The 25812-nt window shown below is 46.2% G+C and carries 19 protein-coding genes and 2 riboswitches; of the genes, 3 read left to right on the top strand and 16 right to left on the bottom strand.

The features are described 5' to 3' along the window. Positions 1-5 precede the first annotated feature (5 nt). The 4 genes from AC1DP6_RS24645 to AC1DP6_RS24630 form a co-directional block, all read right to left on the bottom strand. Positions 6-3359 (bottom strand): TonB-dependent receptor, encoded by a 3354-nt coding sequence (locus AC1DP6_RS24645; protein ID WP_477057221.1) that lies wholly within the window; start codon positions 3357-3359, stop codon positions 6-8. A 131-nt stretch (positions 3360-3490) separates the two neighbouring features. Further along, entirely contained in the window at positions 3491-4693 is a 1203-nt protein-coding gene (locus AC1DP6_RS24640) for a FecR family protein (RefSeq protein WP_477057220.1), read from the bottom strand. Then, a complete protein-coding gene (locus AC1DP6_RS24635; RefSeq protein ID WP_477057219.1) occupies positions 4603-5346 on the bottom strand; it encodes an RNA polymerase sigma factor in 744 nt (247 codons plus the stop codon). Before AC1DP6_RS24635 ends, AC1DP6_RS24640 begins: the two co-directional genes overlap by 91 nt. Before the next feature lie 97 nt (positions 5347-5443). Then, complete coding sequence (locus AC1DP6_RS24630) at positions 5444-6316, bottom strand: SDR family oxidoreductase (protein WP_477057218.1); 873 nt, start codon at positions 6314-6316, stop codon at positions 5444-5446. Between the two features lie 144 nt (positions 6317-6460). After that, positions 6461-6664, top strand: a riboswitch (cobalamin riboswitch). 97 nt (positions 6665-6761) lie between these two features. Here AC1DP6_RS24630 and metE point away from each other — a divergent pair. Together metE and AC1DP6_RS24620 are read left to right on the top strand one after the other, a co-directional pair. Continuing rightward, positions 6762-9194 carry a 5-methyltetrahydropteroyltriglutamate--homocysteine S-methyltransferase gene (gene metE, locus AC1DP6_RS24625; protein WP_477057217.1) on the top strand — a complete coding sequence of 811 codons (2433 nt, stop codon included), beginning with the start codon at positions 6762-6764 and terminating at the stop codon, positions 9192-9194. Positions 9195-9216: 22 nt separating this feature from the next. Further along, the gene (locus AC1DP6_RS24620; protein WP_441574538.1) at positions 9217-9603 is read left to right on the top strand and encodes an acyl-CoA thioesterase; all 387 of its coding nucleotides are present in this window, start codon (positions 9217-9219) and stop codon (positions 9601-9603) included. A gap of 57 nt (positions 9604-9660) precedes the next feature. Here AC1DP6_RS24620 and AC1DP6_RS24615 read toward each other — a convergent pair whose 3' ends face one another. The 7 genes from AC1DP6_RS24615 to AC1DP6_RS24585 all read right to left on the bottom strand — a co-directional run bounded on the left by AC1DP6_RS24615 (position 9661) and on the right by AC1DP6_RS24585 (position 20092). After that, complete coding sequence (locus tag AC1DP6_RS24615) at positions 9661-10236, bottom strand: PIN domain-containing protein (RefSeq protein WP_477057216.1); 576 nt, start codon at positions 10234-10236, stop codon at positions 9661-9663. Then, a complete protein-coding gene (locus tag AC1DP6_RS24610) occupies positions 10236-10691 on the bottom strand; it encodes an excisionase family DNA-binding protein (RefSeq protein WP_477057215.1) in 456 nt (151 codons plus the stop codon). Before AC1DP6_RS24610 ends, AC1DP6_RS24615 begins: the two co-directional genes overlap by 1 nt. Positions 10692-10983: 292 nt before the next feature. Further along, positions 10984-11928 carry a hypothetical protein gene (locus AC1DP6_RS24605; protein WP_477057214.1) on the bottom strand — a complete coding sequence of 315 codons (945 nt, stop codon included), beginning with the start codon at positions 11926-11928 and terminating at the stop codon, positions 10984-10986. Positions 11929-11946: 18 nt separating this feature from the next. Then, on the bottom strand, positions 11947-13098 hold the full coding sequence (locus tag AC1DP6_RS24600) for a YncE family protein (protein ID WP_477057213.1): 1152 nt from the start codon (positions 13096-13098) through the stop codon (positions 11947-11949). Between the two features lie 11 nt (positions 13099-13109). Continuing rightward, a complete protein-coding gene (locus AC1DP6_RS24595; protein WP_477057212.1) occupies positions 13110-15140 on the bottom strand; it encodes a TonB-dependent receptor in 2031 nt (676 codons plus the stop codon). 123 nt (positions 15141-15263) lie between these two features. Next, a riboswitch (cobalamin riboswitch) is annotated at positions 15264-15471 on the bottom strand. 54 nt (positions 15472-15525) lie between these two features. After that, complete coding sequence (locus AC1DP6_RS24590; RefSeq protein WP_477057211.1) at positions 15526-16947, bottom strand: arabinose isomerase; 1422 nt, start codon at positions 16945-16947, stop codon at positions 15526-15528. A 13-nt stretch (positions 16948-16960) separates the two neighbouring features. Further along, positions 16961-20092, bottom strand: coding sequence for a glycosyl hydrolase (locus tag AC1DP6_RS24585; protein ID WP_477057210.1), 3132 nt, complete (start codon positions 20090-20092; stop codon positions 16961-16963). Between the two features lie 350 nt (positions 20093-20442). Here AC1DP6_RS24585 and AC1DP6_RS24580 point away from each other — a divergent pair, with 350 nt between their 5' ends. Next, entirely contained in the window at positions 20443-21342 is a 900-nt protein-coding gene (locus AC1DP6_RS24580) for an AraC family transcriptional regulator (RefSeq protein ID WP_477057209.1), read from the top strand. 40 nt (positions 21343-21382) lie between these two features. On the opposite strand, the gene AC1DP6_RS24575 is transcribed toward AC1DP6_RS24580, so the two are convergent. The 5 genes from AC1DP6_RS24575 to AC1DP6_RS24555 all read right to left on the bottom strand — a co-directional run bounded on the left by AC1DP6_RS24575 (position 21383) and on the right by AC1DP6_RS24555 (position 25728). After that, the gene (locus AC1DP6_RS24575) at positions 21383-21838 is read right to left on the bottom strand and encodes a nuclear transport factor 2 family protein (protein WP_477057208.1); all 456 of its coding nucleotides are present in this window, start codon (positions 21836-21838) and stop codon (positions 21383-21385) included. A gap of 71 nt (positions 21839-21909) precedes the next feature. After that, on the bottom strand, positions 21910-23448 hold the full coding sequence (locus tag AC1DP6_RS24570; protein ID WP_477057207.1) for a DHA2 family efflux MFS transporter permease subunit: 1539 nt from the start codon (positions 23446-23448) through the stop codon (positions 21910-21912). A 46-nt stretch (positions 23449-23494) separates the two neighbouring features. After that, a complete protein-coding gene (locus AC1DP6_RS24565) occupies positions 23495-24238 on the bottom strand; it encodes an SDR family oxidoreductase (RefSeq protein ID WP_477057206.1) in 744 nt (247 codons plus the stop codon). Between the two features lie 53 nt (positions 24239-24291). Beyond that, positions 24292-24876 (bottom strand): TetR/AcrR family transcriptional regulator, encoded by a 585-nt coding sequence (locus AC1DP6_RS24560; protein WP_477057205.1) that lies wholly within the window; start codon positions 24874-24876, stop codon positions 24292-24294. Positions 24877-24993: 117 nt separating this feature from the next. Beyond that, the gene (locus AC1DP6_RS24555; RefSeq protein WP_477057204.1) at positions 24994-25728 is read right to left on the bottom strand and encodes a class I SAM-dependent methyltransferase; all 735 of its coding nucleotides are present in this window, start codon (positions 25726-25728) and stop codon (positions 24994-24996) included. Positions 25729-25812: the final 84 nt, after the last annotated feature.

Here is a 25812-nt window from a genome sequence, read left to right as displayed (position 1 = left end):
CAGGTTTAGAAATTTAATTTAAGCCCCATGGTAAAAGTGCGGTAAGCCGGGAAAGCAGTATAATCCAATCCGGAAGAAAGGTTGGCATTGCTGCCGCTGCTGTTCAGATTCGTATTTACCTCAGGGTCAGATCCTGTATATTTAGTGATAGTGAATAAGTTTTGTACGGAGCCATATACCTTAATACCGGCCAATTTTTTCAAAAAGGTTTTGGCTACCGGGACATTATAGCCGAGTGTAATCATCTTACAACGCAGGTAAGAAGCGTTTTCCACAAAGCGGGAGTTTATCAGGCCACCATAAGCGATTGCATAACCATCTCTTGGTATATCCGTGTTTTCGTTGGTGGTGGTCCATCTGTTCAGTGCAGCTTTACCCGGGCCAGATTCCAATACGAGGTTGGTAGCATTGTATAAGCTGTAATCCAACGCGCCCTGCAGGAATATATTTAATTCAAAACCTTTGTAGGCAAAATTGTTGCTGATACCATAGATGTAGTGCGGGTTGGCATGTCCGAGATAAGTGCGGTCAAAAGCGTTGATCACGCCATCTGGCTTACCGTCAGGTCCACTGATATCCTTGAATTTAGGGTCGCCTGGTTTGGAAGATGGCTGTGCAGTATGTGCGTCTCCGGTTTTAATCACGCCGTCATATACATAACCGTAGATAGTACTTAATTCCTGACCTGGTGCCAGTTTAGTGAAGTCTAATCCACGTCCACCATAAAGGTTAGCTGTTTGTGTAATGACATAAGGCTGGCCACCCAGGTCCAGACAGTTTTGTTTGTTATAAGCAATATTCAGCGTGGTATTCCAGGTAAATGCGCTGTGTACGATATTCTCTGTGGTGATGGATAATTCTATACCCTTGTTTTCTATGCTACCGGCATTAACGGTATGGGAGGCGAAGCCATTCCAGTCGCCGATTGGCATGTCAAAGATCAGCTTATTCGTTTTTTTACGGTAATAGTCTACGGTTGCAGATATGCGATTGTTGAAAAAGCCCATATCTATTCCAACGTCAAGCTGGGCAGTGTTTTCCMATTGCAGATCTTCGTTAGGCAAACGGATGATAACGGTACCTCCATAGCTGTCACTACCTTGTCCGAGTGATACATTAGTGGGGCCAAACAGGGGCATATAAATATAATCACCGATTCTGTCGTTACCGGTAAGACCATAACCTCCCCTGATTTTCAGGTTGGAAAACACATTCAGGTTTTTAATGAAATCTTCTTCACCGGCTCTCCAGGCAATGGAGCCGGAAGGAAAGTTTCCGAACCGGTAGTTACCACCAAATTTAGAGGATCCATCTCTACGAAAGGTAAAGGTAGCGAGGTATTTATCTTTCAGGGAATAGTTTAAACGTCCGTAAGCAGAAGCCATCTTGGAAGGTACGTCCAGACTACTGCTGGATAACCGCTCAGTACCTCCATCCAGGTTATGATAGAGGAACACATCTGTGCTGAACTTCTGCACCAGTGAATAATGTTTTGAATAGGTATCTGACTGATAAGAGGCACCGGCTACCAGGTTGATGGAATGAATGCCGTTGAATACTTTTTTATAAGTAAAATAAGCTTCCACGAGATTACGGGTATAGGCCAGATCATTTACGCTGGCTTTACCACCTACTTTTTCACCGTCTACCAGGTCGCGGGGCAGGTAAGTGCCTTCTTTGGTAGTAGTATATTCTGTTCCTCCATTTACGCGAAAGTTAAGTCCGTCCAGTATCTGATAGTCGGCATACGCGTTGATATTCATTTTGTTTTCGTACCGGTCGTTGGTTGGCGCCAGTAGCCAGGCCAGCGGATTGTCTCTACCCTTGAACCGGGCAAAAGTCCCGTTGTTATTGTATACCGGAATGGCAGGAGATGCAGTTAATACACCATACATCACGTTAGAGGGAACAATGTTACCATCATAGGTTTTGAAATTGGTGTATGCATGCGAGCCGTATACACTGGCGCCGGTTTTGAAACGTTTGCTAAACTGTCTGTCATAATTGAGGCGAACAGAATATCTTTCGTAGTTGGTATTTTTCAGCGCGCCTTCCTGCTTAAAGTAACTGCCGGATAAGGAAACACGATCTTCTGCCGTACCACCGCTTACGCTCAGGTTGTGGCTTTGTACCATGCCCGGACGGGTGGCTAATTTAAACCAATCGTTATTACGGCCGCTGGCCAGGTCTTCAGTTGTATAGTAGGCCGGGAGTCCTTTTTCAATCGCTTTGGCATTGGTGACCTTCATGTTTTCCAGGCCGGTCATTTTATCATATTCTTTGACGATCCTTTGGGTACCGTAATAACCATCATACTGGATGGCTGCTCTGCCGGATTTGCCTCTTTTGGTGGTAATCATCACTACACCGTTGGCGCCACGGGCGCCATAGATGGCAGTAGAAGAAGCATCTTTCAGGATCTGTATATCATCAATATCATTCGGGTTGATATCCTTCCCTGTTTCAGAAGGGAAACCATCGACTACATACAACGGTTCGTTGGTGGATTTGATGGAGTTACCACCACGGATGCGCACGATGGTTTGCCCGCCGGGAGCGGCGTTCGACTGRCTTACCTGCACACCTGCAGCCCTACCCTGTATGGCCTGGGCGGCATTGGAGGTAACGCCACCATTGTTCATCTGATCGCTGGAAATGGAGCTGACGGAACCGGTGAGGTCTTTTTTCTTCGTGGTACCATACCCTACCACCACTACATCGGTGAGGTTGGATACGTCATCTTCCAGTACTACCTTAAAAGTGGTGGTGCTACCATCTATTTTCACGGACCATGGTTTAAAGCCTACCATGGAGAACTCCAGTGTTTCTCCCGGATTGGCGGAGATGCTGAAGCTACCATCTGCTTTGGTAACAGCGCCATGTCTGGTGCCTTTTACAGTAACAGTAGCACCAGGTAAAGGTTGTCCTTTGGCGGTGGTTACGGTACCATGAATTTCTATGGGTGGTGGTGGTGTACTGGCCGGCTGAGTGGCTGGCTTGTTTTTTACGATAATCGCCCCGCCTTCAATGGTGTAGGAGAGTGGCTGGTTGCGCATAAAAATATTCAGTGCATCGCCAACAGGCATATTCTTTACCTCGATGTTAGCTTTGCCACCTTTCTCCAGCAAGGCTTCATCCGCCAGGATGTTGAGCCCTGTTTGCTTGTTGATTTCCCGGAATACATCTTTGGCGGTGGCATTTTTGAGCGACAGGTTTACCACCTGGTTCTGTGATTTTGCCGCGTTCACCTGCATACCGGTGGCGAGACAAAGCAGGGTCAGTAGTTTACCGACCTTTAGGTGTTTGGTTGAACGCCGGCTCCTATCATACCGGGTACAGGCAACAGTGCTTGATTGCATACTTGTGCTGAGTTTTGATTAGATAAATGATTTGGTTGTTCTATCGACTTTATTCAGTGCTACGTTGGCTTATCCGCCTGCTATTGGTTGATTTGACTATTCACCCGGAAACGGAGGTGTTGTTCACTATTTTATTCATCACCTCTGACAATCAGTTTTTTTCCTTCTATTTTATATGAAATATTATTTGCATCCAACATTTTCAATACATTGACCAGGCTGCTGCTGCGGCTGATCATACCAAAGAATTTTCTTGGTTTTACTTTGCCTTCGTATACGATTTCCAGATCGTACCAATGGGAGAATTGTCGCAATACGGTGGTCAGGTCTGCGCTCTCGAACCGGAAGTAGCCTTCTTTCCAGGCTACAATTTCGTCTGTGTTGATGCCGGCCACCCGTTTTAAAGTTCCATTGGCGCTTACCTGCGACTGTTCTCCCGGAGCCAGTTGCATACTGCCTTTGTCACTGTTTATTTTTACGGCTCCTTCCAGCAGTGTGGTGTTGATAGTGGCTTCGTCTGCGTAGGAGTTGATATTAAAGTGTGTGCCCAGTACGTCTACTGTGATTTGTTTTACCTGGATGCGGAAAGGTTTATGTGCATCGTGGGCAATTTCAAAGTAGGCTTCTCCGGTGAGTGCAATTTTGCGCTCGTTGCCTGCAAATGTGGCGGGGAAACGGATGGATGATGAGGCATTGAGCCATATTTTGCTTCCATCGGCAAGTACCAGCGGATAGGTTTCGCCAGCAGCGGTGGTGAGGGTATTATAGAGTGGGGCGCTGGCTTCGCCGTTTGTTTTTTCGTATACCAGTTGTCCGTTTTTTGTCCGGATGGTAGTGCTGCCCTGTTGTGCCAGTTGTTGCATGCCTTTCTGGTCGAGTACAATTTTTTCTCCATTGGCCAGGGTGAGTACCGCTTTGTGGCTGTTTGTGGTAGTTTTCGTTTGTACCACCGTAGGGATGGCTGGTTGGGATATGTGTCGCTGCTGCAGCAGGAGATATCCTGCCGGAATAGCCATACCAACCAGGATCGCTGCTGCTGCCGCGAGTTTGAATCTACCGGTATTTTTCCGGGGCTGGTGGATAGGAATAACGGGAGATGCCTGTATGTGTTTTAGCAGCTCTTTCCTGACCCTTTCGCCCGGATCGGCAGGTGATAATGCTTTTTCTGGCTTAACCTGCCGGAATGCGGTCTGTAATTCATTTAACAGGGTGCGGTTGGAAATGTCCTGCCGCAGATAGTCCATCAGCTCAATGGCTTCCGTTGGAGTACATATCCGTTGTTGCCATCGGAGGAGCAATTGTTGGTAATAAGCTTCGTTTCTTTCTGTGGACATGTATATACTATCCCGGAAACGACAGGTAGGGTGGGTGGAGGTGAAAATTTTTTTTCAGCGGGGCTGGGGTCCAGCATCATACTGGATAAAAAGAAGACCGGGAGCAGGCCGTCACTATTGGTATAGAAGAAAAACCGGATGCTTTTCATGGCGAGGACCATATGTTCTTTGACGGTATTCCGGGAAATGCCTAATTCCTGCGCTACCTCTTCATAGCTTTTGCTTTCTTCGCGACATAGCCTGAACACTTTTTGCCGTTGAGGAGGGAGTTGACGGATTGCCTGGTGCAATAACGCTTCATATTCCTTCCATATCAGTTTGGTATCTGCATCTTCTGTTTGCCGTTGTAATTCCTGCATGACCTGCAGGCGGAGTGCTTCGTCGGCGGTTATTTTCTTTAATGATTTAAAGACATGATTACGGGTAATACGGTATAAGTAGCCGCTAAAGGACAGTTCAGGATTGATCCGCTCCCTTATCTCCCAAATCTTTATGAATACTTCCTGTAGTGCGTCTTCCGCAAATTCCGGAACATTGATAAAGTGGAGTATGTAGGTATAAAGTGAGGGGTAGTATTGGTTGTATAATGTTATGTAAGCTTCTGCATCCCCTTGCTGCAGTTTCTTCAACAGAACAGCTTCTTCATTGCCCACTGGATTCGTTATTTAATGCTAAAATAAGAATTTGGCAATAAAATGCCATCGTTTTTTTCTTATGTCAGTAAAAGAAGAAAACGATGGCATGTTGCGGCTAGGCAAACAGTGCTGCATATTCCTGTATAAAGTGGTCAAAATTGCGGGGCGCATGACCTGTCACCTGCTGCACTGCCGGTGAGATGGCGGCTGCTTCTCCGCGGGCATAGTGGGCATAATCTTCGATCAGGCCTTCTGCCTGCCACAAGGGGAATCCTACCTGTAACAAGGCCTGGAGTAACTGATCCGATGAAACATTGACATAGCTGATGGTACGTCCCAGGGCGATAGACAGTTTGGTTGCCAATTCCTGGTGTGTGAGGGATTCGGGCCCGGTAATATCATATATTTTGCCTGCATGGCCGGGAGTGGAGAGTGCGAAGGCTGCTATTTCGGCAATATCCCGGATGTCTACCAGGCTAATCGGCGCCTCTCCGGCGGTGGCGAAAAACTTCCCCTGTTGTATGATGGGATCCCGGAAGCCCAGCAGTCCCTGCATAAATAAATTAGGTCGCAGGAAAGTGTAGTCAATACCGGATTCGCGGATCTTTTGTTCCACGGCAGCATGATACCGGAGAAAACGTACCGGCGATTGCGGTGCGGCATGCAACTGGGAGAGTTTTACAATATGTTGTACTCCGGCATGGCTTGCAACGTCTACGAAATCACTTTGTAACTTTTCGGCTTGCTCAGAAGAGTTCGTGAGGAGGAAAGCTTTTTCTATTCCCTGTAAAGCCCTGGCTACGCTGTCGGGATTATTAAAATCTCCGATCACGGCTTCTGCTCCCGGTAACGCGTGGAGTGCGCGGGCCTGATCGTCTGTAGTTCTTACCATGGCACGAAAAGGAATTCCTTGTGCGGATAACTGTTTGGCCAGTGTTGTACCAATGTTGCCGGTGGCGCCTGTAATCAGGATGTTAGCTTGTTTCATTTTTTGTTCGTTTTATGATGTAAAACTCACTTTTTGTTATTGCGCCACATTGTAAGAAAACGAAATCCCGCTGTAAAACGGCCGGGAACTTAAATTTGATAGTTGCCGGGATTTATTATCTTCGCCCCCGGTTCTTTACGTATTACAATCGAAGCAAGTAATGGTTCCCGCTGAAAAGCGGGATTAAAAGGGAACTGTGTGTAAATCACAGGCTGTCCCGCAACTGTAAGTTTTGCGCAGATAATTTATCTGCAACTGGTAAACAATATACCACTGTTCCGTTGGAGGAATGGGAAGGTGTTTAACAGTGAAACGAGCCAGGAGACCTGCCTTTATTTCACTTTGACACTGCTTTCGGGGATTGAAGCAGGTCAGGTTTTGGTATGTAGTAATTTTTCAAGAACAGGTATGACAGATGGACGCTTTTTAAAAGGTCCGTCTACCAATGCTGTATTGCATCCGGGATCATGCCTGTCAGCAACAATTACGTACTATCTTCTCCTCTCTTACACTTTCTCCTGTTAAAGCATTGCTATGGTATGTACAAGAGCGTGAACATCATGTATCACCTTTTAAACAATCAGCAATGATTATCCACAACTTAGGCTATCCGAGGATAGGTAGCCAGCGTGAATTGAAGAAGGCCTGCGAAAGCTACTGGACAGGCAGCATTACTATTTCTGCTCTACAGGAAGTTGCCGCCGGCATCCGGTTGCAAAACTGGGAACTGCAAAAGCAGGCGGGGATCGACTGGATTCCCTGTAACGATTTTTCCTATTATGACCAGGTACTGGATACCTCGCTGATGATGGGCGCTATACCAGCCAGATACCAGACCCTCACTGCAAAACAGTTATCTGAAACAGACCTGTTGTTTGCGATGGCCAGAGGTTATCAGCGGGATGGAGATGATATCACCGCCATGGAAATGACGAAATGGTTTGATACCAACTACCACTATATTGTTCCTGAATTTACCGCCAGCCAGGACTTCCACCTGTTTTCCCGCAAAGTGGTGGACCAGTTCCTGGAAGCAAAGAATGCAGGCTATGCTGCCAAGCCGGTATTACTGGGCCCCGTTTCCTTCCTGTTACTGGGTAAAGAAAAAGAAGCAGGATTTAACCGGTTATCATTGATAGATAAATTGCTGCCGGTGTACCTGGAAATATTTGACCTTTTAACTAAGGCAGGAGCCACCGTGGTACAACTGGATGAGCCCTGCTTATCACTCAATCTTTCTGCGGAAGCATTGCAGGTACTTACCGATTCATATGCGCAAATACATGCTGCCTTCCCGCAGTTGCATATTGTGCTGGCTTCCTACTTTGAATGTTATGGCCAGCACCTGCCGGCAATACTGGCATTGCCGGTGCAGACGCTGCACCTGGACCTGGTACGTTGTCCATCGCAACTGGAAGATGTATTGCAGACAAGGATCGCCAACAGCAAATTGCAACTCTCTCTGGGGGTAGTTGATGGCAGAAATATCTGGAAGAATGACTACACAAAATCATTAGCATTTATACATAGGGCTATTAAAGTTTTAGGGGAAGACAGCATCGCCATTGCACCTTCCTGCTCGCTCTTACATGTTCCTTGTGATCTGGATTACGAAACAGCGATATCTCCCGAAATAAAAAACTGGATGGCCTTCGCCAAACAAAAGCTGCAGGAATTAAAGGAGCTGCGGGATATTGTAAAAGGAAATACAGCACTACTGGCTGCCAATGAGGACGCGATTCGCAACCGTGCAGCATCAGGGCTTATTCACCGTAAAGCCGTAAAAGACAGGGTCGCAGCATTTACATTGAGTGATGCCAGCAGGAAAAGTGCCTTTACGGTTCGTCAGGCCATACAGCAGGAGCAGTTTGGCCTGCCATTATTCCCGACCACTACCATTGGCTCCTTCCCACAAACGGATGATATCCGGCAGTTAAGAGCAAGATTGAAAAAAGGAGAACTGACAGTAGCACAATATGATGCCGCCATAGAAAAGGCAACCATAGAAGTGATCCGCTGGCAGGAAGAAATTGGCCTGGATGTACTCGTGCACGGCGAATTTGAGCGCAACGACATGGTGGAGTATTTTGGCGAACAGTTAGATGGATTCCTGTTTACTAAAAATGGCTGGGTACAGAGTTATGGCAGCCGTTGTGTAAAACCACCGGTTATTTTTGGTGATGTAAGCCGTCCTGCAGACATGACGGTGCGTTGGAGCAGCTTTGCACAAGCCAATACCGACAAGTTGATGAAAGGTATGCTCACCGGTCCTGTTACTATTTTACAATGGTCTTTTGTGAGAGATGACCAGCCAAGATCCACTACCGCCAACCAGATTGCCTGGGCTATTCGTGATGAAGTGGTGGCACTGGAAAATGCAGGTATTAAAGTGATACAGATCGATGAACCAGCCATCCGGGAAGGGTTACCCTTACGCCGGGAAAACTGGGCAGCATACCTGGAATGGGCAGTACAGGCGTTCCGTATTGCTGCCAGTGGCGTGAAAGACGAAACACAAATTCATACGCATATGTGCTACAGTGAATTTAATGATATCATTGAACACATTGCTGCGATGGATGCTGACGTGATCACAATTGAAACATCAAGGTCACAAATGGAATTACTGGATGCCTTCGCGCATTTTAAATATCCGAATGAAATTGGCCCTGGCGTATATGATATACATTCACCCAGACAACCTTCTGCAGAAGAAATGATTTCGTTGCTGGAAAAAGCGGTGGAAGCATTGCCGGCAAGGAATCTGTGGGTGAATCCTGACTGTGGATTAAAAACGCGTAAATGGCCGGAAACCAAAGCAGCTTTAACGAATATGGTAAAAGCTGCTGTGGTGATGAGAGAAAAGGCCGCTTTGTAAAAACAATTAAAACGGAACGATTATGACTATGGAGGAAAAGATTCTTCACTCGGAGACAAGAATATTCAAAGCGGTATTTCCCAGTACTACCAATCATTACGATACACTCTTCGGAGGCACGGCAATGTCGCTGATGGACGAAGTAGCATTTATTACCGCTACCCGTTTTGCACGCAAAAAAATGGTGACGGTATCATCCGGGCAAATAGATTTTACCCGGCCCATTCCTGCAGGTACCATTGTGGAGTTGATCGGCAAGGTAACAGAAGTAGGCAATACCAGCCTGAAAGTATTGGTAGAACTGTATATCGAAGAAATGTATTCGGACAGCCGGGAGAAGGCTATTTCAGGCACTTTCAGCCTGGTGGCGATAGGGGATGATAAGCATCCGGTACCGGTAAATAGTTAGTCGGAAAGTGGAAAGGCGTCTCATGTATAGTGAGACGCCTTTTTATATTTAGATAATCTAAAGTTTTAGCAAAGACTTTATTATGCCCACACTGCTCTTTAGTCCACACCTTTCAAGGGAAGCAAGTACCTGGCCGGCTGACAGGGGTGGGTTTTTTAATCTGCTCACCTGCGCATGGAATGCGTCAAGTACCCTGGTTTTATCCAACGAGAGCAGATGTTTGATGAATTTGTCGGGTGTCTGCCCTTCAATATGATGCAGCTTCAGGTATTTTACAGGAAAGTGTTTCATGTTATTAGTAACAATGATCTTCGCCTCACCTTTGATCGCAGCAGCCAGTACATGTCTGTCGCCTTTATCCGGTAATACTATATCAGCGATGAGTGATTCATAAGAAGACACAGTCGCGTCCGGAAATGCCTTGTCCATGGCGGTCTGGGCACTTTTGAGGCTTTTGTGTGCAATGTTGGGGCTGTTTATTAACAGGTTTCTCATCCACTCTTCCTGTATCTGGTTTGTCCATTTCGGTTGATATAGCTTAACAGCTGCCAGATTTAATAAAATATCCCGCACGGAAGCCGGGTACAACACATTCGCATCTAGCACAGCTACCAATCCAGTTGAATTGATCATTAGTATCCCATATTAAGTTCCTGCGCCTGTTTCGCTAAAAAATTCAGCTTACTGTTTCGGGTTTTTTGTAGCTTTTTATCATATGCAATAATGTCGTTTAGCAGAATTCTCCGATGCGTGCCCGTCTTGGTAAATGGAATTTCTCCTTTAGTTAGAAGACTTACCACATGTGGCCGTGATACGTTTAAAAGGTCTGCCGCTTGTTGGGTGCTGATTTCTGCATCACTGGAAAACATGGTAATTGACTTTCCATCTGCCATATTATCGAGTATCGCGTAGAATAATTTAAACGCCTTCGCCGGGATCTCCAACGTTTTCTTTTTATTATCTATTCTGATCGCAATACTTTTATTTCTGGTACCAAATATTTCTTTGGAAAATTCATGCATTTCATCAATAAGAAATCTGGCTATCTGCTGATCTTTTTTGGTGGTTTTCTCTATGATGGCTTCCATTACGCTGTTTGTTTTGTTTATATCCAAATATACGCAAACGAAATAAACGAAACAATAACTATTGCAATAGTGATTGTAAGTAATTGATTATTAATTAATTATTTATTGTTAATTCTATGAATAATGAATTTTTATTGAGATTCACGAATATAAGATCGCAATCTTTAGGGGGGATTATATATGGATTCTCGTTATGATAATTAAATAATTGGATGTAAAATATTGTTGCAAAAAAAGAAGCCATCCCATTATTCCGGGATGACTTCTCTTAGAATAGGAGTATGGTATTCCGTTATTTTAAATTCAGATCTCTTACACCCAACACTTCTGTGGATATTTCGCCCAGCCAGCCAGCTTCTGCACGTTGACTGGTATGCACTTTAATGAAGTTGATACCTGTCAGTTTAACTGGTGTACCTTTTTTATCTACAGCCCAGTCCAGCTTTATTTTTGCGTCGTTATCGTCATTGAGTGCATTGTCTGCATAACCCCACGAAAATGCAGGACATACATAATAAGGCGACTCAGGATCACTGGAGGTATTTTTGATATTGCTATCAGTCAGCCGCGTGCCGGTGAAGGTAATGCTATCGCCTTTCCATTGAGGGTAGTAAGGTTGGTCATGGAATGTATTCCTGACAATGTATCCGCTTTGTCCCTGATTATCTTTCCATTTAATGTAAGTATTGTCGCTGGTATACGGATCCGCAGGATCAGTAGTACGAACTTTACCTTCATCTGGTTTATAGTAGGTGATCTGGTAATTTTTAATGGTTTTAGAGCTGTTGTATTCAGATCCGGCAATTTCATACCATTCATCATCCGGCAGGCCGTTTTTATTGGCATCTACTGAAACGGAGATCACGCCTGGTTCTGCGAAATTGTTAAATGCATTACCCAGTACGATGAAAGAATATTCGCCGGGTACATTTTTGATGGTATGATCAAAGCCCATTACTACGAAGCCACCAAAACCACCGAGGGAAATCATGTCTTCTTTGGCGAGGGCTGTCAGCGCATAGTCAGCCATTTTTTGGGCGTCATCACCTGTCTTCCATACAGGAAGGCCATTGGTGAATTGTCCGGGTGCAGGGAAATATTCAAATACTTTTGTAACCTTGTTTAAAAAAGGGCCGGTTGGTTCCGGATCGGGCGTCACTACTTCATCTTTGCTCTTGGAACAACTGCTGATGATTACAGCCACCATGATACCTGCGAGTAGAAATTTTCTTTTCATAATATAAAATTAGTGTGATTATTTACTGGATTTTACGAATACCATATGTCCCGGAATATCTCCGGTGATGGCAGACCATTTCTTTTTTCCTGTTTTATCAAAGCAGTATAAGGTACCGGAGGAAACGTAGTCTTTGGCGTCTGTTACAAAAATTTCTTTGGTGGCTGGATTAACGATAACGCCATAAGGCATTTCGATATTCTTTTCAGTACCATCTGTAATAAAATTCGTGTTGAGTACCGTTTCCGTTTTTACATTGATCATGTTATAGGTGATCGTCCATTTGCCGGTATTATAGCTGAATACAGAGCCATATACATAAGCAGTGTCGCCGGAGATGCAGAGATTGCTGGCGCCTATGTCGAATGTTTTCTTTACTGCGTCTGTTTTGGTATCAATCACAAACAGCTTAGAGGAAGTTTTCCGGTAATCACCACGGGAGGTCACGTATATATCGCCATCGCCGTCTACCTTTAGCCGGTCGAGGTTAATGGCTACATCAATTTTTTTAGTTTCGGTGAAGGTAAGCAGGTCAATCACTGATACGGTGCGGTCGTAGTTGGGTACGCGGTAACCGCCTGAATTGGCCACATATAACTTGTTGCCTACTACTGCCATTTCTTCCGGCTGATAACCTACAATTACTTTACGGGTAACTTGCAGGGTGCTGGTATCTACTTCTGCCACAAATCCGATGGGCGCGTTTTCATCCACTTTTACAGGGCCGGCATAAGAACTCACATAGGCTTTACCGTTAGCAAAGGCAATATAGCGGCAGTTGAGGATATCAATTTTTCCCAGGCGCTTGGTGGTGGCTACATCCATCACTTCTACCTTGTTGGATACGTTGATGACGGCGTATAGTTTACTGCCATACATCTGAATGTCATTACCTACATCGCCCAGCTCTTTCACCACCGTAGGGTTTTTTTCTGCGTAGATATTTTTTTTATAAAAGCCGGTGGTGTAGTCGAAGTAATCCAGGGAAGCTTTGTTGCTGCCCATATTGCCTTCATTAAGCATATAGATGCCAACGTAGGGTGCATTAGGATCTGGTGTGGTAACAGGCGTGAGTACCGGCGGTACAATGGTGGCGTCTTTTCTGCAACCACTGTTGATCATACCAATGGCTGCAACCAGTAAACATGTATTCTTTAATTGTTTCATCATGGCATTTCAGATTAAATATTGACCGCTAAAATGAAGCGGTAATTTCTACCCGGCATCGGGTAGCTTTGCACCACTTCATAGAACTGGTTGGCCAGGTTATTTACCTGTGCAGTTACGTGAACGTGGGTACGTTTATAGTTGAATTGTTTGCCAAGGGATAAGTCGCTGGTATACCATGGTTGTACATAGTTTTCCGGTATATTATCCTTGCCGTTATATCTTTCTCCTGTATAAATAAAGCTGTAGTTGGCTTCCCAGTTTTTAAAATCGGCGCCCAGTATGAGTGAGCCGCTATGACGGGGAATGTAGGCAATCTGCTGACGATAGAACGTCTTTGTTGGATTGGTATAATCCAATGCCTGTTGGAAAGTATAGGTGGCTCTTAACAGCATATTCAGTTGCTGTTTGATGCGCCAGCCTGCATTTGCTTTTACATCGAGGCCATTAATTTTTACTTTGCCCAGGTTCATCATGGTCCATGCAAATTGATTTTGTCCGGGTATGGCTACAATCTTGTCGGTTATCTCGTTATAGTATCCATCCACTTCTACGCCGGCTTGTGTAAACCATTTACCAATGAACGATTTATTCCAGGTGACGCCTGCATCATATTGTGTGGCGAACTCTGGTTGCAGAAAGCGGTTACCGATTTCGGTATAATAGAGATCGTTGAACGTAGGCATGCGGAAGATGCGTTTATAAAAGGCACGCAGGCGTATATCGGGTGTTGGTAATGGTTGCCAGGAAACAAATACAGCAGGGGTAAATTTCTGCTGATAAGGTGCCGCGGCGTTTAGTTTTACAGTTTCACTCACAAAAGTTCCCAACAGGCTGGCCTGCGCACTGAATCGCTTAAAGTTGACAGCAGAAGCACCTGCTACGAGGGTGGTGTACCTGGTAGGATAGCTGAATTCTCTCAGGTCGGCATCCAGTTTATTCCATTGAAAATCGCTGGAAAGAGAGACGGTCCACCAGCTAGTCAGTGCATACTGCTGCGCCATAGAAAAATACATTTCGTATTGGCGGTAATGATTGTTTGCCCGAAACTGTGCGGTATCGAGGGCCAGATAATGCGTATAGTCATATGCATATTTGGCATTGAGCAGGATGCTGTAACGTTTGGTAATTTCTTTACGGAAAGAAGATTGGATGAACAGGTTGCGATCCCAAAGGCGGTCAATATGCCCGAATACATTGTTGACAATAAAGCCGGGTAATCCTCTTTCAGCATTATAATAATATATTTTGGTACTCCATTCGCCGCCTTTCATAACGCCATTGAGCCCGCCTTCTATCCGTACAGCGTTGACATCGCCGTTTTTGCGATAGGCGCTGGTGTCGTAAGCCAGATTTTTGAGTGAGTCGAATTTGGCATAACTGTATTTATAACGGCCGGTAGCGCTGGTCCACTCGCTGCTGAAGGAGGCGGATATTTTGTCGTTGATTTTTTGTTGCCAGAGCAGGGAAGGGTTGAACAGGCCAAAGGAGCCTGTTTTAACAGTCGCTCTCACATGTGTTTTTTCACCTGGAGCGAATTTAGGTTTGAGAGAAGTCAGATAAATGGAGCCGGCAGATCCGAAGTCTTTGGCCGGTTGAAAGATGTTACTTTTTTGTCCGTTATACAGGGCGATTTCTTCCATGTTGTCCAGGGAAAATTTACCCAGATCTACCTGTCCGTTTTGGGCGTTGCCGAGTTCAATGCCATCATAGAATACACCGGTATGGTTGGATCCCATACTGCGGATATCCACTGTTTGCAGGCCTCCTATGCCACCGTAATCTTTGATCTGCACGCCGGAGAAGAAGCGGAGCGCATCTGCCACAGAATGGCTGCCCAGTCTGTTGAGTTCTTTTGCCTGCAATTTTTGCCCGGGGCTTATTTCTTTGCCTGTCCGCGAAGCGGTGACGGACACCTCCCGGAGATCTTTGGTGGTAATCGTATCTGCCTGCTGTGCTTTAATGGTTGTTGCCGGCCAGATGATGAAGATCATCACATACAAGCATACCTTAGTCAGTGAACAGGCTTGTTCAGTGAAACGCATAATTTTAAACCTGTTAATATTCCATCAACAGCCTTCGACAGGAGAAAAAATAATTAGGAAAGCGCACGTGTACAGGAACATCCTATAGCTTGCATTTATCCCTAAGCTTCATTCCACGAAAGCTCAAAAATCAGTTGTATGGCAGGTATTCTGACTTATCTCTGCTTTCGGCGACCTTCCCATTGAATGATCAACAGTGGCCTTGAGTGGTGTTGCCTTAGCATTGTATGAGACTTACAGCAGYGGGACTGTCCGGGATTTTCACCCATGTTCCCTTTTAATTATTCATGTCCGGAGTGGACATGGATAAACCATAACGGAGCAAAAGTAGGCTATTATTCTGTTGATTCAAAACGAAAGGGGGCGAGGGGTGGTATCTGCTTCGTTAGCATACCTTTACGGTAGCAATGTCCAGTATATTTCCCAGCTTTTCAATCTTACCGGCTATATGCCCGATGCCAATGGCGCAGTGATGCGCGGGGCCTTCTTTACTCCAGTTGTTGACAAATGTTTTTACATCCAGTGAAAACCGGTACCGGCTATTGGTATTACCGATCTTCAAAATAGGGCCCGGTACCGAATCGCCTTGTGCCACCAGCAATTTTAATTTGCCGTCGTGGGTTTCTACTACAGATAGTAAAGTGACCGGGCCATGTTTTACTTTCATCTCAATAGACAAGCCCTTACCGGGTTTGCCATGGTATACGCCTAATGGTTTCAGCAGGGGGCGGCCTTCGGCAATTGCCAGGTGACCGGGACCATCATGTCCCATGAGGATAATGCCGGCATTAAAATCCAGACCGTAGAATTCTGTGAAGGAGCCACCCGCCTGGAAAAGGTCGAGGATCTTCATGGCCTGTGCATTCTTCACTTCATATTCACCCGCTACCGGTACCTGGTGAGCGGTGAGTAAGGAGTTGCCGGTGATAACGGAAGCAATGAGATCTTCATATTCACCATCGGGAGTGCCTTCGTAGTAGTAGCAGAGGGAGCCGAGCTGATGATGTGCTACCATCTTATCCAGGGCTACCGCAGTATGAGCGGCGCGTACAATCTCCTGCGGCGGACATTCCTCCAGTACTTCCATTTCCTGGTGGATCTGTTGTATTTTATGTTCTATTTCGGTGGGTGTTACCTGTTGGTGAAAGGCGGCGAGGTCGCACATTTCAAGATGTTGGATATGTCCGCCAAAGGTGGTTGCCTGCAGGGTAAGGTCGGAATAGATGTCCAGCATACCGTTATAGTAGTGGCCTAACACACCCAGACGGTTGTTCCGCATGCCGGCGGCTACTGCAGCAGCTTCTTTCCAGTCGGCTATTTCCTGCCATGCTTCCGCATCGTCCAGTGTGCCGGTTACCTGGTAAAAAGGAATGCCGGCGCGGTTAAATACGTTGGCGATTTCCGGAACAGCGCATGCCTGGCAGTTGGCGAGCCATTCACCGGTCATGAGGCCCCTGTCGCCTAATCCGTTGAACCACTCGTAATCGATGGCGGCCACCGGTTGCAGGTTGAGGATCACTACGGGTACTTTGGCTTTTTGCACTACTGGCAATACAGTGGCTGATAGTGCATAAGTAGATACATATAAAAAGATGATGCTGACATCGTTGGTTTTAAAAAGTGTTGCTGCTGCTCTGGCGTTTTCTACAGAGTCTACCAGGCCTGCATCCAGTACCGTAACGGTATCACTTTCCAGCTGCCTCGCTATTTGGAGCTGATAGGATTCCAGTCTTTCCTTTAATCCTTCAAACTGCGACCAGTAGGTAGCGAGGCCAATTCCAAATAATCCCACTTTAATATTTACCATATCCTTCCGTTATTTAGTGCCGGGCACGTTGTTCAATGTCAAAGTCAGTCATCATACCGTAGTCATAGGTGTCATAGGCATTTCCGGGGGGATGCTGTTTCACATTCCCGAAATGCCAGGGCGACACTATTCCTGGTTGAGGGTTATTGTGATGCGGCCCGAGCGTGTTTTTTAAACTACCGGTGATGGTCACTTCCACAGTGTTATCACCCTCCCGCATATACGAAGAAATGTCGGCGGTATAAGGAGGAATATCTATGACCCCTGCGGCTTTACCATTTACTTTTATAGCAGCAGCAGTGCCTTTCCATTCTTTTAGTCTTACCTGGTAGTTGGTACCGGCTGAGCCGCGGAAATGTTTCGTATAGGCTACACTGTGACCATACAATGGCATGCCCATGTTCCGCCAGCTGCCGAGCGAAAGCGGGGCGGCTTTAGCAATTTCCCAGCCTTTAGCCACGGGTGCCAGGTTGAAATTTCCGATGATATATACCGGTTCTATCTCTGCAAAAACACGCATGGGAGCAGCGATTATTTCCAGTTGGTTTTCTCCGGGTTTACTATTGCTGATGTCGTACACAGCAAAGTCTTTGTCCAGCCACCAGCGGCCTTTTACAGGTGCCAGCAGTTTCCCGTTCAGCTTTACTTTCCATATGTCCGGTCTTTCTACTACTGCCTGCATATGACTTCTGTCTGCATCGTTGATGGTGAAATGATACACGGCGTTCACCTTGCTACCGGCAGGAAAAGTATCCCGCTGTACGATGTTTCGTTTGTATTGTACGGAGGTATTCCAGGGATTGCCATTATGGAATCCGTAATGTTTGAACGTAAGGTCTGCTGCTTTCAGCACATGTATATCGTTGTAGGTGCTGTCGCCGATGTGGAGGTCGCAGAAATCGATATTGAGTACATTGGGCAAAAGGCGCTGAATACTGAGCGGGGTGGCTTTTACCGGTGTACCGGTCCAGGGCGCCGTGTAGGCGGTGCCGTTATGCATGGGTTGGTCTCCCGCAAATAACAGCATACTGCCGGCTGGCGGCAGGTCGTAGTGAATAGTGAGATAGCCGTTATCTGCGGTAGCAGGATAATCCAGTATGCGGCCGGTGTGCAGGTCCATCAGTACAACATCTTTGCCTTTTATCCGCACCTGTCCGCTGGCATTTTCATGTATACTGGCATTAGAGAGGAATAACAGTTGTCCGTCATCCATGCGGCGGCGATGATGATAAAGATCACCCTGTGTGGTATCTATCTCCGGAAAACTGATCACGGGAGAAGGAATATATTGTTGTATCACCGATTGGTTCAGTTCCTGTATATGCGTAACTGTTGGTTGCTGCAACCATTTGTCAAGGGCGGCATTGGATGCGCCATCAATATATTGCAGCTTTTCAAACACCAGTACCTTTCCACCACCTGTGGTATATTGTTGCAATAGCTGAAAGGTGCTGTTGTCGAGGTTTTCCATGCCCGGTGGAATGATGACGGTACGATAGGCGCGTTCTCCTATTATGAATTGATCCTGCAATATTTTGCCATGATCCCGGATAATATTTTCAGAGCCCAGGTCATATTCTGTCTGTGCTTTTTCCATGCGTGTAATGAATGCCTGGAACTGGTTGCCAATTGCTGTGATTCGCGGATTGGATCTGTCGTAATTAAAATACATCCAGGCGCTGGTAGTAGGCTCCAGTATGAGCACATCGTTTTGTTGTTGTCCCCTGGAGAGGGCAAGCGATAAACGGGCGAAGTACTGGTTTTGCTGCGTATAGTAAGGCCACATCGGATTCTGATAGGAGAATGATTGTGGATAATCATATTTGCGCGCGCCGGTGAGCGTCATGGTAGCGAGGTGTTGATTCAGGGTGTTGATGCCAAGTGCATATTCCCAATCGCCCAGTCGCTTCATGTCCATGAGGGTGAGTTCCCATCCGCCACCACCATAGGTTTCACAGAGCGTTCTTTTTTTGCCGAGTTGATTGGCTACACTGGCCAGCTCTTTTACGGAGCGGATATTCCCGAATTGTGCATTTGGACTTTGCTCATTAAACTGGTTAAACAGCATGTCAATGGCTGGGCGCTGATGCCATGCGTACATGGCCATATTGTCGGGACCACTATTAGGGTTGGGCCATCCATGTTCCCAGTAGTGGCCGGTCCACTGCAATCCTTTTTGCTCCGTATAGGCGTGCATTGGTTTTGACCAGCGATCAATAAAGAGCTGTAGTAATGTTTGAAAATAGTGATGCCTTGTTTTTTTCCATTCACCGGTTTCTTCAAATAGTTCGGGTAAATGTGGCGCCAGGTCATACCCCCATGTTGCCCGGAAGTGGGAGAAGAGATCTGGTGTCCAGCGGATATTGCCGCCGCCCTGTACTTCTATGTTCGGTTCATCTGAAAAAATGCCGGGTACTGTTTTACCAAAGTCGGCGCCTACACTTTTTTCATAACCTTTCATGGTAACTTCAATAAATTTCTCAGTAACACCGGAGGCCATCAGGTCTACATAGGAGTAGCCTCCATACCAGTCGGACCTATGGTAATAAGCTTTGCTGAAACCATAGTAGTTACCTTTCTTACCCTTTTCTGCGGCTTGTTTGCCGGTGATGTCTTCAAACTTTCCACCTTCTTCTTTCAGACAAATAAAATATCGTGTATCCGTTTCCGGTAGTTGGCTTATTTTTTCCAGATGCAACATCTGTCCCTGGTTATAGGAAGAAGGCATATCAGCGGGAACATGTCCGCCTGCAAAACCGCTGGGGTAAGAGTTTTCATCGTATATCCATACATCCAGTCCCAGTTGTTTTCCTTTTTTTACGGCATAGCTCCACATATCAAACCAGTCGTTCGAGAGGTATTCCGTCACAAGGCCCGGCCGTGGATGCACAAACACGCCGCCAAAGCCATGGCTTTTAAATCCGGCCATCATGGAGTCAATAATAGGGCGGGTTACTTTTGTGTTCCATACCCATAGAGGGGCACTGCCAAATTGTTTATCGGGTGATACAAATTGTTGTTGGAGGAAACGAAAACTATGTTCGCCGGGAGGCGGTGACTTTATACCGGTTTTCCAGGAAAGGAGGAGTAGGAAACTGGCGGCTATAATGGGTAACCAAAGACTACGAAGTAATTTCAGGTACATAAGTATACATTTAAACCAGGGAGTATTTCTCTGGTAATAAGCTGATGATTTTTCTACAACGTGCATTGCGGCAGTAATGGAGCGGCAACTGTACAAATCTATTCAGAAAGTAAAGGAATGAGGTACTGGATCTGACTTAAAAAGTACGTTTTCTGACACAATCAACAGGGTATATACTTTAGGTAGCTGTTTTTGCCGGTATTTGCCCGTATTGCTGTATAATAAAGGAAAAAGGATGCTTGCACGCTGGATGAAGGGAAATTTAAACAGACGAAATTACCCCGATTATCATTATTTTTGATTCAGTTGTATCCACCGTCTATTCCATTGCATGAAACGCTGTTTGTACCATGAAAAAATACCAGGATTCACCTATTAAGTATTTGACTGTTAATGAAGATGACATTAACTGGGGGCTCACCGTTACTACGGTTGGCTACCAGTCGGTATCACCTGACAGCAGGTATCCATCGAAAGATCATCCTTCCCGTTATTGGTTCAATCCTGATACCGGTCGTGTTTTACAGGAATACCAGTTGATCTATATTACCCGTGGGGCGGGTCACTTCAGCTCCCGGCAACTGAAAAATGAAGACGTTGATGAAGGCAGTATGCTGTTGCTTTTTCCGAATGAATGGCATAGCTACCGGCCTAAAACAGACAGTGGCTGGGATACTTACTGGATAGGATTCAAAGGGGCAGTAGCAGACCAGGTTATCCGGCATAATTTCTTCAACAGGGACGCACCGTTGCATCATATTGGATTTAATGAGCAGTTGCTGGATCTTTTTAAACAGGTAATAGCGTTGGCGGCAGAGGAGCGTGCCGGTTTTCAGCAGGCTATATCCGGTATTGCCATGCATATGCTGGGAGCGGTATACTTCACCACAAAAAATAATCAGTTCCAGGATAAAGAGATTGTCACAAAAATTGAGAAAGCGAGACTGCTGATGCGGGAACATCCGGATGGCAGTATTTCGCCGGAAGAGCTGGCGCGGAGGCTGAACATGGGCTATTCCTGGTTCCGGCGTATGTTTAAGCAATACACAGGTTTGTCGCCTACCCAATACCAGCAGCAGATCAGGCTGCAGCAGGCGAAGGACCTGCTGGTGAGTTCCGGGAAAACGATCAAAGCAATTGCCTATGAGCTGAACTTTGAGTCGGCCAATTATTTCACGGCTTTCTTTAAACAAAAGGCTGGTTTTACACCAGCCGTATTTCGTAAAAGAAGTCGTAAACCGGTATCGTGAGGAGCGGTGAGGCAGTCCGATTCATATACCGCTGTTTAAGTTATTTACCAGGTTCTTCTGCGCAATCATCTTTGCGTCTGGTATCAATCACGTACTGTATTTTCCATACCCCATCCAATTGTACCATTTGAAAGGAGTTTACGCCGCAATGGTTAAACTGTTGATTAAAATAAAAGCGATAAGGAGTCCATACGGATGCCAGTGTGCCGTCTATATGGATCTGCTCAAACACAATCCGTTCGTCTGCCGCATTCGTGGGGAGTTTACCAATGTGGCCTGCAAATTCATCAATGGCTATTGTTTGCAGGGGTTTGTCTTTGGATACAGATTGCAGCCGGGCATCGGGTGCAAAACAAGCTTTGATKGCCACGCTGTCTGCATTCCGCATGGCGGTAAATAGTTGATTGATAGAAGCTTTGATCGCATCTGTGGGTGTTTGTGCATGCACAAATGCAGGGATCATGATAAACAGGGTGAGGTAGAATAGCCGATGCATTTTTTTTTGTACTAAGATAATGCTTTTGTGATGCACGGCACTTATCATGCGATCCTGCTGCAGTAGAAAAATCAGTGATCCAGTACAACTACATTAGCGGCTGCCTTTTGTTTGGTGGACGCAATGAAGAGCAGGGGCAATGCTGCGAGGAATATGATGCCTACCAATAGAAATGCGTCACTGAAGCTTAAAATGGTGGTTTGGCGGATGACGGTGTTATCCAGTAGTTTTAATGCTTTGTCATGTGCATCAGTAATGGTGGCCCCTTTATTTAAGAAGAAATGCGTGTATCCGGTTAGCCGGGTGGTTAAAGCAGGATTATCTGTCTGCAGATTGCTGACCAGGTCGGAGCGGTGCTGGGCATTGCGGTTAGCGAGATAGGTGTTTACCATGGCAATACCGAAGGAACCGCCTAACTGCCGCATCATGTTATTGAGTGCGGCGCCCTGCGGGATATCTGTTGCCGATAAAGAAGATACGGCCAGCGTAGTAAGCGGCACGGTTACGAGCGCCAGTCCAACACCACGCCAGATGAGGGACACCGTAATATCGGCGGCACTGGCGTTTTGGTTAAGCTGCGACATTTGCCAGCTAAACAGCACAAATAAGCCCATGCCAGCCACAATCAGGAATACCGGTGATACGCCGCGTTGCAGCAGCCGTGCGGAGATGATGAGTCCACCTATCGCCAGACAGGCACCGGGTAGCAACAGCATACCGGTTTGCAGGGGCRTGAAATTGAGGAGTCGCTGTGCAAATACGGGTGTCAGGAATACAGAGCTGAAAATGCCCATGCCGGATACGAACGTAAGGATGGCGGCGATGCTGAGATTCCTGCTTTTCAGTACCCGCAGATTCACGACCGGGTATTTGATCCGGAGTTCCCACCAGATGAAGAGTATAATAGAGAAGGTAGCTATTACTGCGAGCCAGGTGATATAAGGGGCTTCAAACCAGTCGTCTGTTTCGCCGCGTTCCAGCACGGTTTGCAAGGCGCTCACACCTACTGCCAGCAGGAGGATGCCGGTCCAGTCGATTTTACGATCGGGAGCTACTTCGCCGGGTTCCCGTAGCAGTACATAACAGATGGATGCGACTACTATACCAATGGGGATATTGATGTAAAATATCCAGGGCCATGAATAGAACTCTGTGATGTAACCGCCAAGGGTAGGTCCTATAGTAGGACCAATAAACACGCCCACTCCAAAGAGTGCGCTGGCCACATTACGTTTTTCTTTAGGGAACTGTTCAAATATAATTACCTGGGATACAGATAGGAGGGCGCCGCCACCTATGCCCTGCAGGAAGCGGAAAATCACCAGTACCCATATGTTGCTGGCTTGTCCGCACATCATCGAAAAGAAGGTGAAGGCGATAATGGAGCCAATATAATAATTGCGTCTGCCCAGTTTGCCCGCCAGAAAGCCCGTGATGGGGATGATGATGACGTTGGCGATGGCGTAGGCAGTAATGACCCAGGAGGTGTCTTCCAGGGTGGAGCCCAGGTTACCGCTCATGTGCGATAATGCCACATTTACAATAGAAGTGTCTATCAGCTCCATGATGGCCGCTGTAATCACCGCCAGGATCAATACTGTCCGTTTCATTACTGTATTTTAATATACCAGTTGGTATATTTTAAGAGAAATTTTTTTATGCCGTTACGCCGCCACCATTCATCGCTGCAAAAGCGGCATCAGGAGAAGTCAACATCAGCTGGTAGATATCTTCTGTATTGCCTACATGAATTTCATATTGATTTTTGCCGAGTGCTGCAAAGAATTCTTCCGCTACCTGTTGTGGAGGAATGCCATTAGCACCGCCGATTCCCTCTGAGAATTCAGTATTTACCAGTGGTGGCATCAGGTCGAACACATGCAGTGGTGCTATGCTGTGGCGCAGTGACTGTGTGTAGGAATGTAATGCCGCTTTAGTGGCCGAGTAAGTAGAAATGCGTGCGGATGGTGCAAATACTACAATAGAGGTCACGTTTACAATGGCAGCTTCCTGCTGACGGAGCAGTAAAGGCAGCAGTTGTTCTGTGAGCCGGATCACTGCAAAATAATTGGTCACCATTTCTTCCGTTGCTTTATCCGCTGCATTGGCGGTGGCAGACAATTCGTAAGCATGCGCTTTGCCGGCATTATTGATGACCATATTCAGTTCAGGGAAATCCTGTTCCAGGGTCTTTACCAGTTTCGCTACGTCCTGTCCGTTGCTGACATCGCTGACGATGGTGGTCACACCGGGTATCTGCCGGGCCGCTTCTGCCAGTCTTTCCGGGGTTCTGCCGGTAATAATTACTTTATTGTTTTGCTGAGATAATAATCTCGCTATCGCCAGGCCTATGCCTGCACTACCGCCGGTGATCAGCACCGTATTTCCGGATGTTTTCATTTTTTAGTTTTTATTTTATACCAATCGGTATATTTATAGAGAAAAAATTTTGATTATAACTCGTTGATGATCTTTTCTACGGATTGCATAATGGTTTTCCGGTAATTCATTTTGCCTGTTAACTTGGTGATCATAATACAGCCTTCAATCATAGCGATCATGGTGAGCGCCGTTTGTTCCACATTTGCATGTTTGCTGAATTCTCCCTGCCGTATACCTTTTTCAATCAGGCCGGTGATAATGTCTTTCCAGTTATGTACCGCATCGACTGCTTTCTGTTTTAATAAAGGGTGGGTATCATCCGCTTCGATGGCGGTGTTAAGAATCGGACAGCCACCTACGGGAAACGGGTGTTTCAGGAAGTTTTCATACACATGTACATATACCATCAACTTATCTTTGCAGGTGGTCTTTTTGTCCATTTCCTGCCTGATGATTACGCCTACTTTCTGAATGTTGTGATCAAAGGCTGCCAGGGCCACTTCATCCTTATTGGCGAAGTTGCCATAGATACTACCTTTTGTTAACCCGGTAGCATTGGTCATGTCATTCAAAGAGGTGCCGGTATAGCCCTTTTCATTGAATACGGGCGCCGTCATTTCCACAATAAACTGTTTTGTTTTCTCTGCTTTGTTCATATCCTATGATCTTTGCCGACACAAAAATATACCATTTGGTATTAAATTGGCAAATTTATTTTTGAAGGAAAGGATGAGTGCCTTACGGAATCGCATCTGGTAAGGCTTTTAGTTGATTCATGGTTTCACCACCGACATCATCAGGAAAATAGGCCGGCGTGTTTCGTCCCGCATTTCGGGGTACTGTTCTATTATTTCGGGGGAGGGCTGGGGTTCTGAGATATGGCGGATACTGAAACCGGTTGTCAGCAGCGTATTTAACAGGGTAGCTACCGTGCGGTGGTATTTGATCACATCGGTATCCAGGAATCTTGTCTTCCTTAATCCTTCCGCCTGATAATGATCTACCGGCCAGTGCAGTCGTGTGCCGGTTGCATCGTAGTACCAGTCCTGCGCGGCATTGGCCGTAAAAACAGGATGCTCCACAGAAAGCGCAAAGGTGCCGCCGGATTTCAGGCAATCATATACTTTGTGGCAAACCACATCATAAGCGGCCACGTAATGTAATGCCAGGGAACTAATGACTACGTCGAAGGAGCCTGCTGCAAAGTCAATATCTTCTATGGCTTGTTGTATATAGGTGATAGCCGGATCATGAGTCGTATTTCTGGCACGTTCCAGCATTTTTTCAGAAATATCTACGCCTACCACTGCCGCGGCCTGTTGCTCCCCTGCATACCGGCAATGCCACCCGAAGCCACAACCCAGGTCCAGTACTTTTTTATCGCGCAGATCCGGCAGCATGGCGCGGAAAGTTTGCCATTCACCTGCGGCATTCAACCCATCTACAGAGCGGGGCATCTGACTATAACTTTCAAAAAAAGCAGGATCATCGTATTTGTTCTCTTTCATATCACCATCATTTAAAGTGGGGAACTTATCAGGATCACCTGAAAATTAAAATTAATGAAATATGCAATAGAAAGTGGATGATGT

Source organism: Chitinophaga sp. 01L420 (assembly GCF_056399985.1).
Note: the sequence above shows the minus strand (reverse complement) of the source record. Positions and strands in the feature narration are given on the sequence as shown.

Excerpts from the sequence above, each read along its gene's own strand:
- AC1DP6_RS24640 (WP_477057220.1), bottom strand. The coding sequence starts at position 4,693 with ATGTCCACAGAAAGAAACGAAGCTTATTACCAACAATTGCTCCTCCGA.
- AC1DP6_RS24630 (WP_477057218.1), bottom strand. The coding sequence starts at position 6,316 with ATGAAACAAGCTAACATCCTGATTACAGGCGCCACCGGCAACATTGGT.
- metE (WP_477057217.1), top strand. The coding sequence starts at position 6,762 with ATGCTGTATTGCATCCGGGATCATGCCTGTCAGCAACAATTACGTACT.
- AC1DP6_RS24620 (WP_441574538.1), top strand. The coding sequence starts at position 9,217 with ATGACTATGGAGGAAAAGATTCTTCACTCGGAGACAAGAATATTCAAA.
- AC1DP6_RS24615 (WP_477057216.1), bottom strand. The coding sequence starts at position 10,236 with ATGATCAATTCAACTGGATTGGTAGCTGTGCTAGATGCGAATGTGTTG.
- AC1DP6_RS24610 (WP_477057215.1), bottom strand. The coding sequence starts at position 10,691 with ATGGAAGCCATCATAGAGAAAACCACCAAAAAAGATCAGCAGATAGCC.
- AC1DP6_RS24605 (WP_477057214.1), bottom strand. The coding sequence starts at position 11,928 with ATGAAAAGAAAATTTCTACTCGCAGGTATCATGGTGGCTGTAATCATC.
- AC1DP6_RS24600 (WP_477057213.1), bottom strand. The coding sequence starts at position 13,098 with ATGATGAAACAATTAAAGAATACATGTTTACTGGTTGCAGCCATTGGT.
- AC1DP6_RS24595 (WP_477057212.1), bottom strand. The coding sequence starts at position 15,140 with ATGCGTTTCACTGAACAAGCCTGTTCACTGACTAAGGTATGCTTGTAT.
- AC1DP6_RS24590 (WP_477057211.1), bottom strand. The coding sequence starts at position 16,947 with ATGGTAAATATTAAAGTGGGATTATTTGGAATTGGCCTCGCTACCTAC.
- AC1DP6_RS24585 (WP_477057210.1), bottom strand. The coding sequence starts at position 20,092 with ATGTACCTGAAATTACTTCGTAGTCTTTGGTTACCCATTATAGCCGCC.
- AC1DP6_RS24580 (WP_477057209.1), top strand. The coding sequence starts at position 20,443 with ATGAAAAAATACCAGGATTCACCTATTAAGTATTTGACTGTTAATGAA.
- AC1DP6_RS24565 (WP_477057206.1), bottom strand. The coding sequence starts at position 24,238 with ATGAAAACATCCGGAAATACGGTGCTGATCACCGGCGGTAGTGCAGGC.
- AC1DP6_RS24560 (WP_477057205.1), bottom strand. The coding sequence starts at position 24,876 with ATGAACAAAGCAGAGAAAACAAAACAGTTTATTGTGGAAATGACGGCG.
- AC1DP6_RS24555 (WP_477057204.1), bottom strand. The coding sequence starts at position 25,728 with ATGAAAGAGAACAAATACGATGATCCTGCTTTTTTTGAAAGTTATAGT.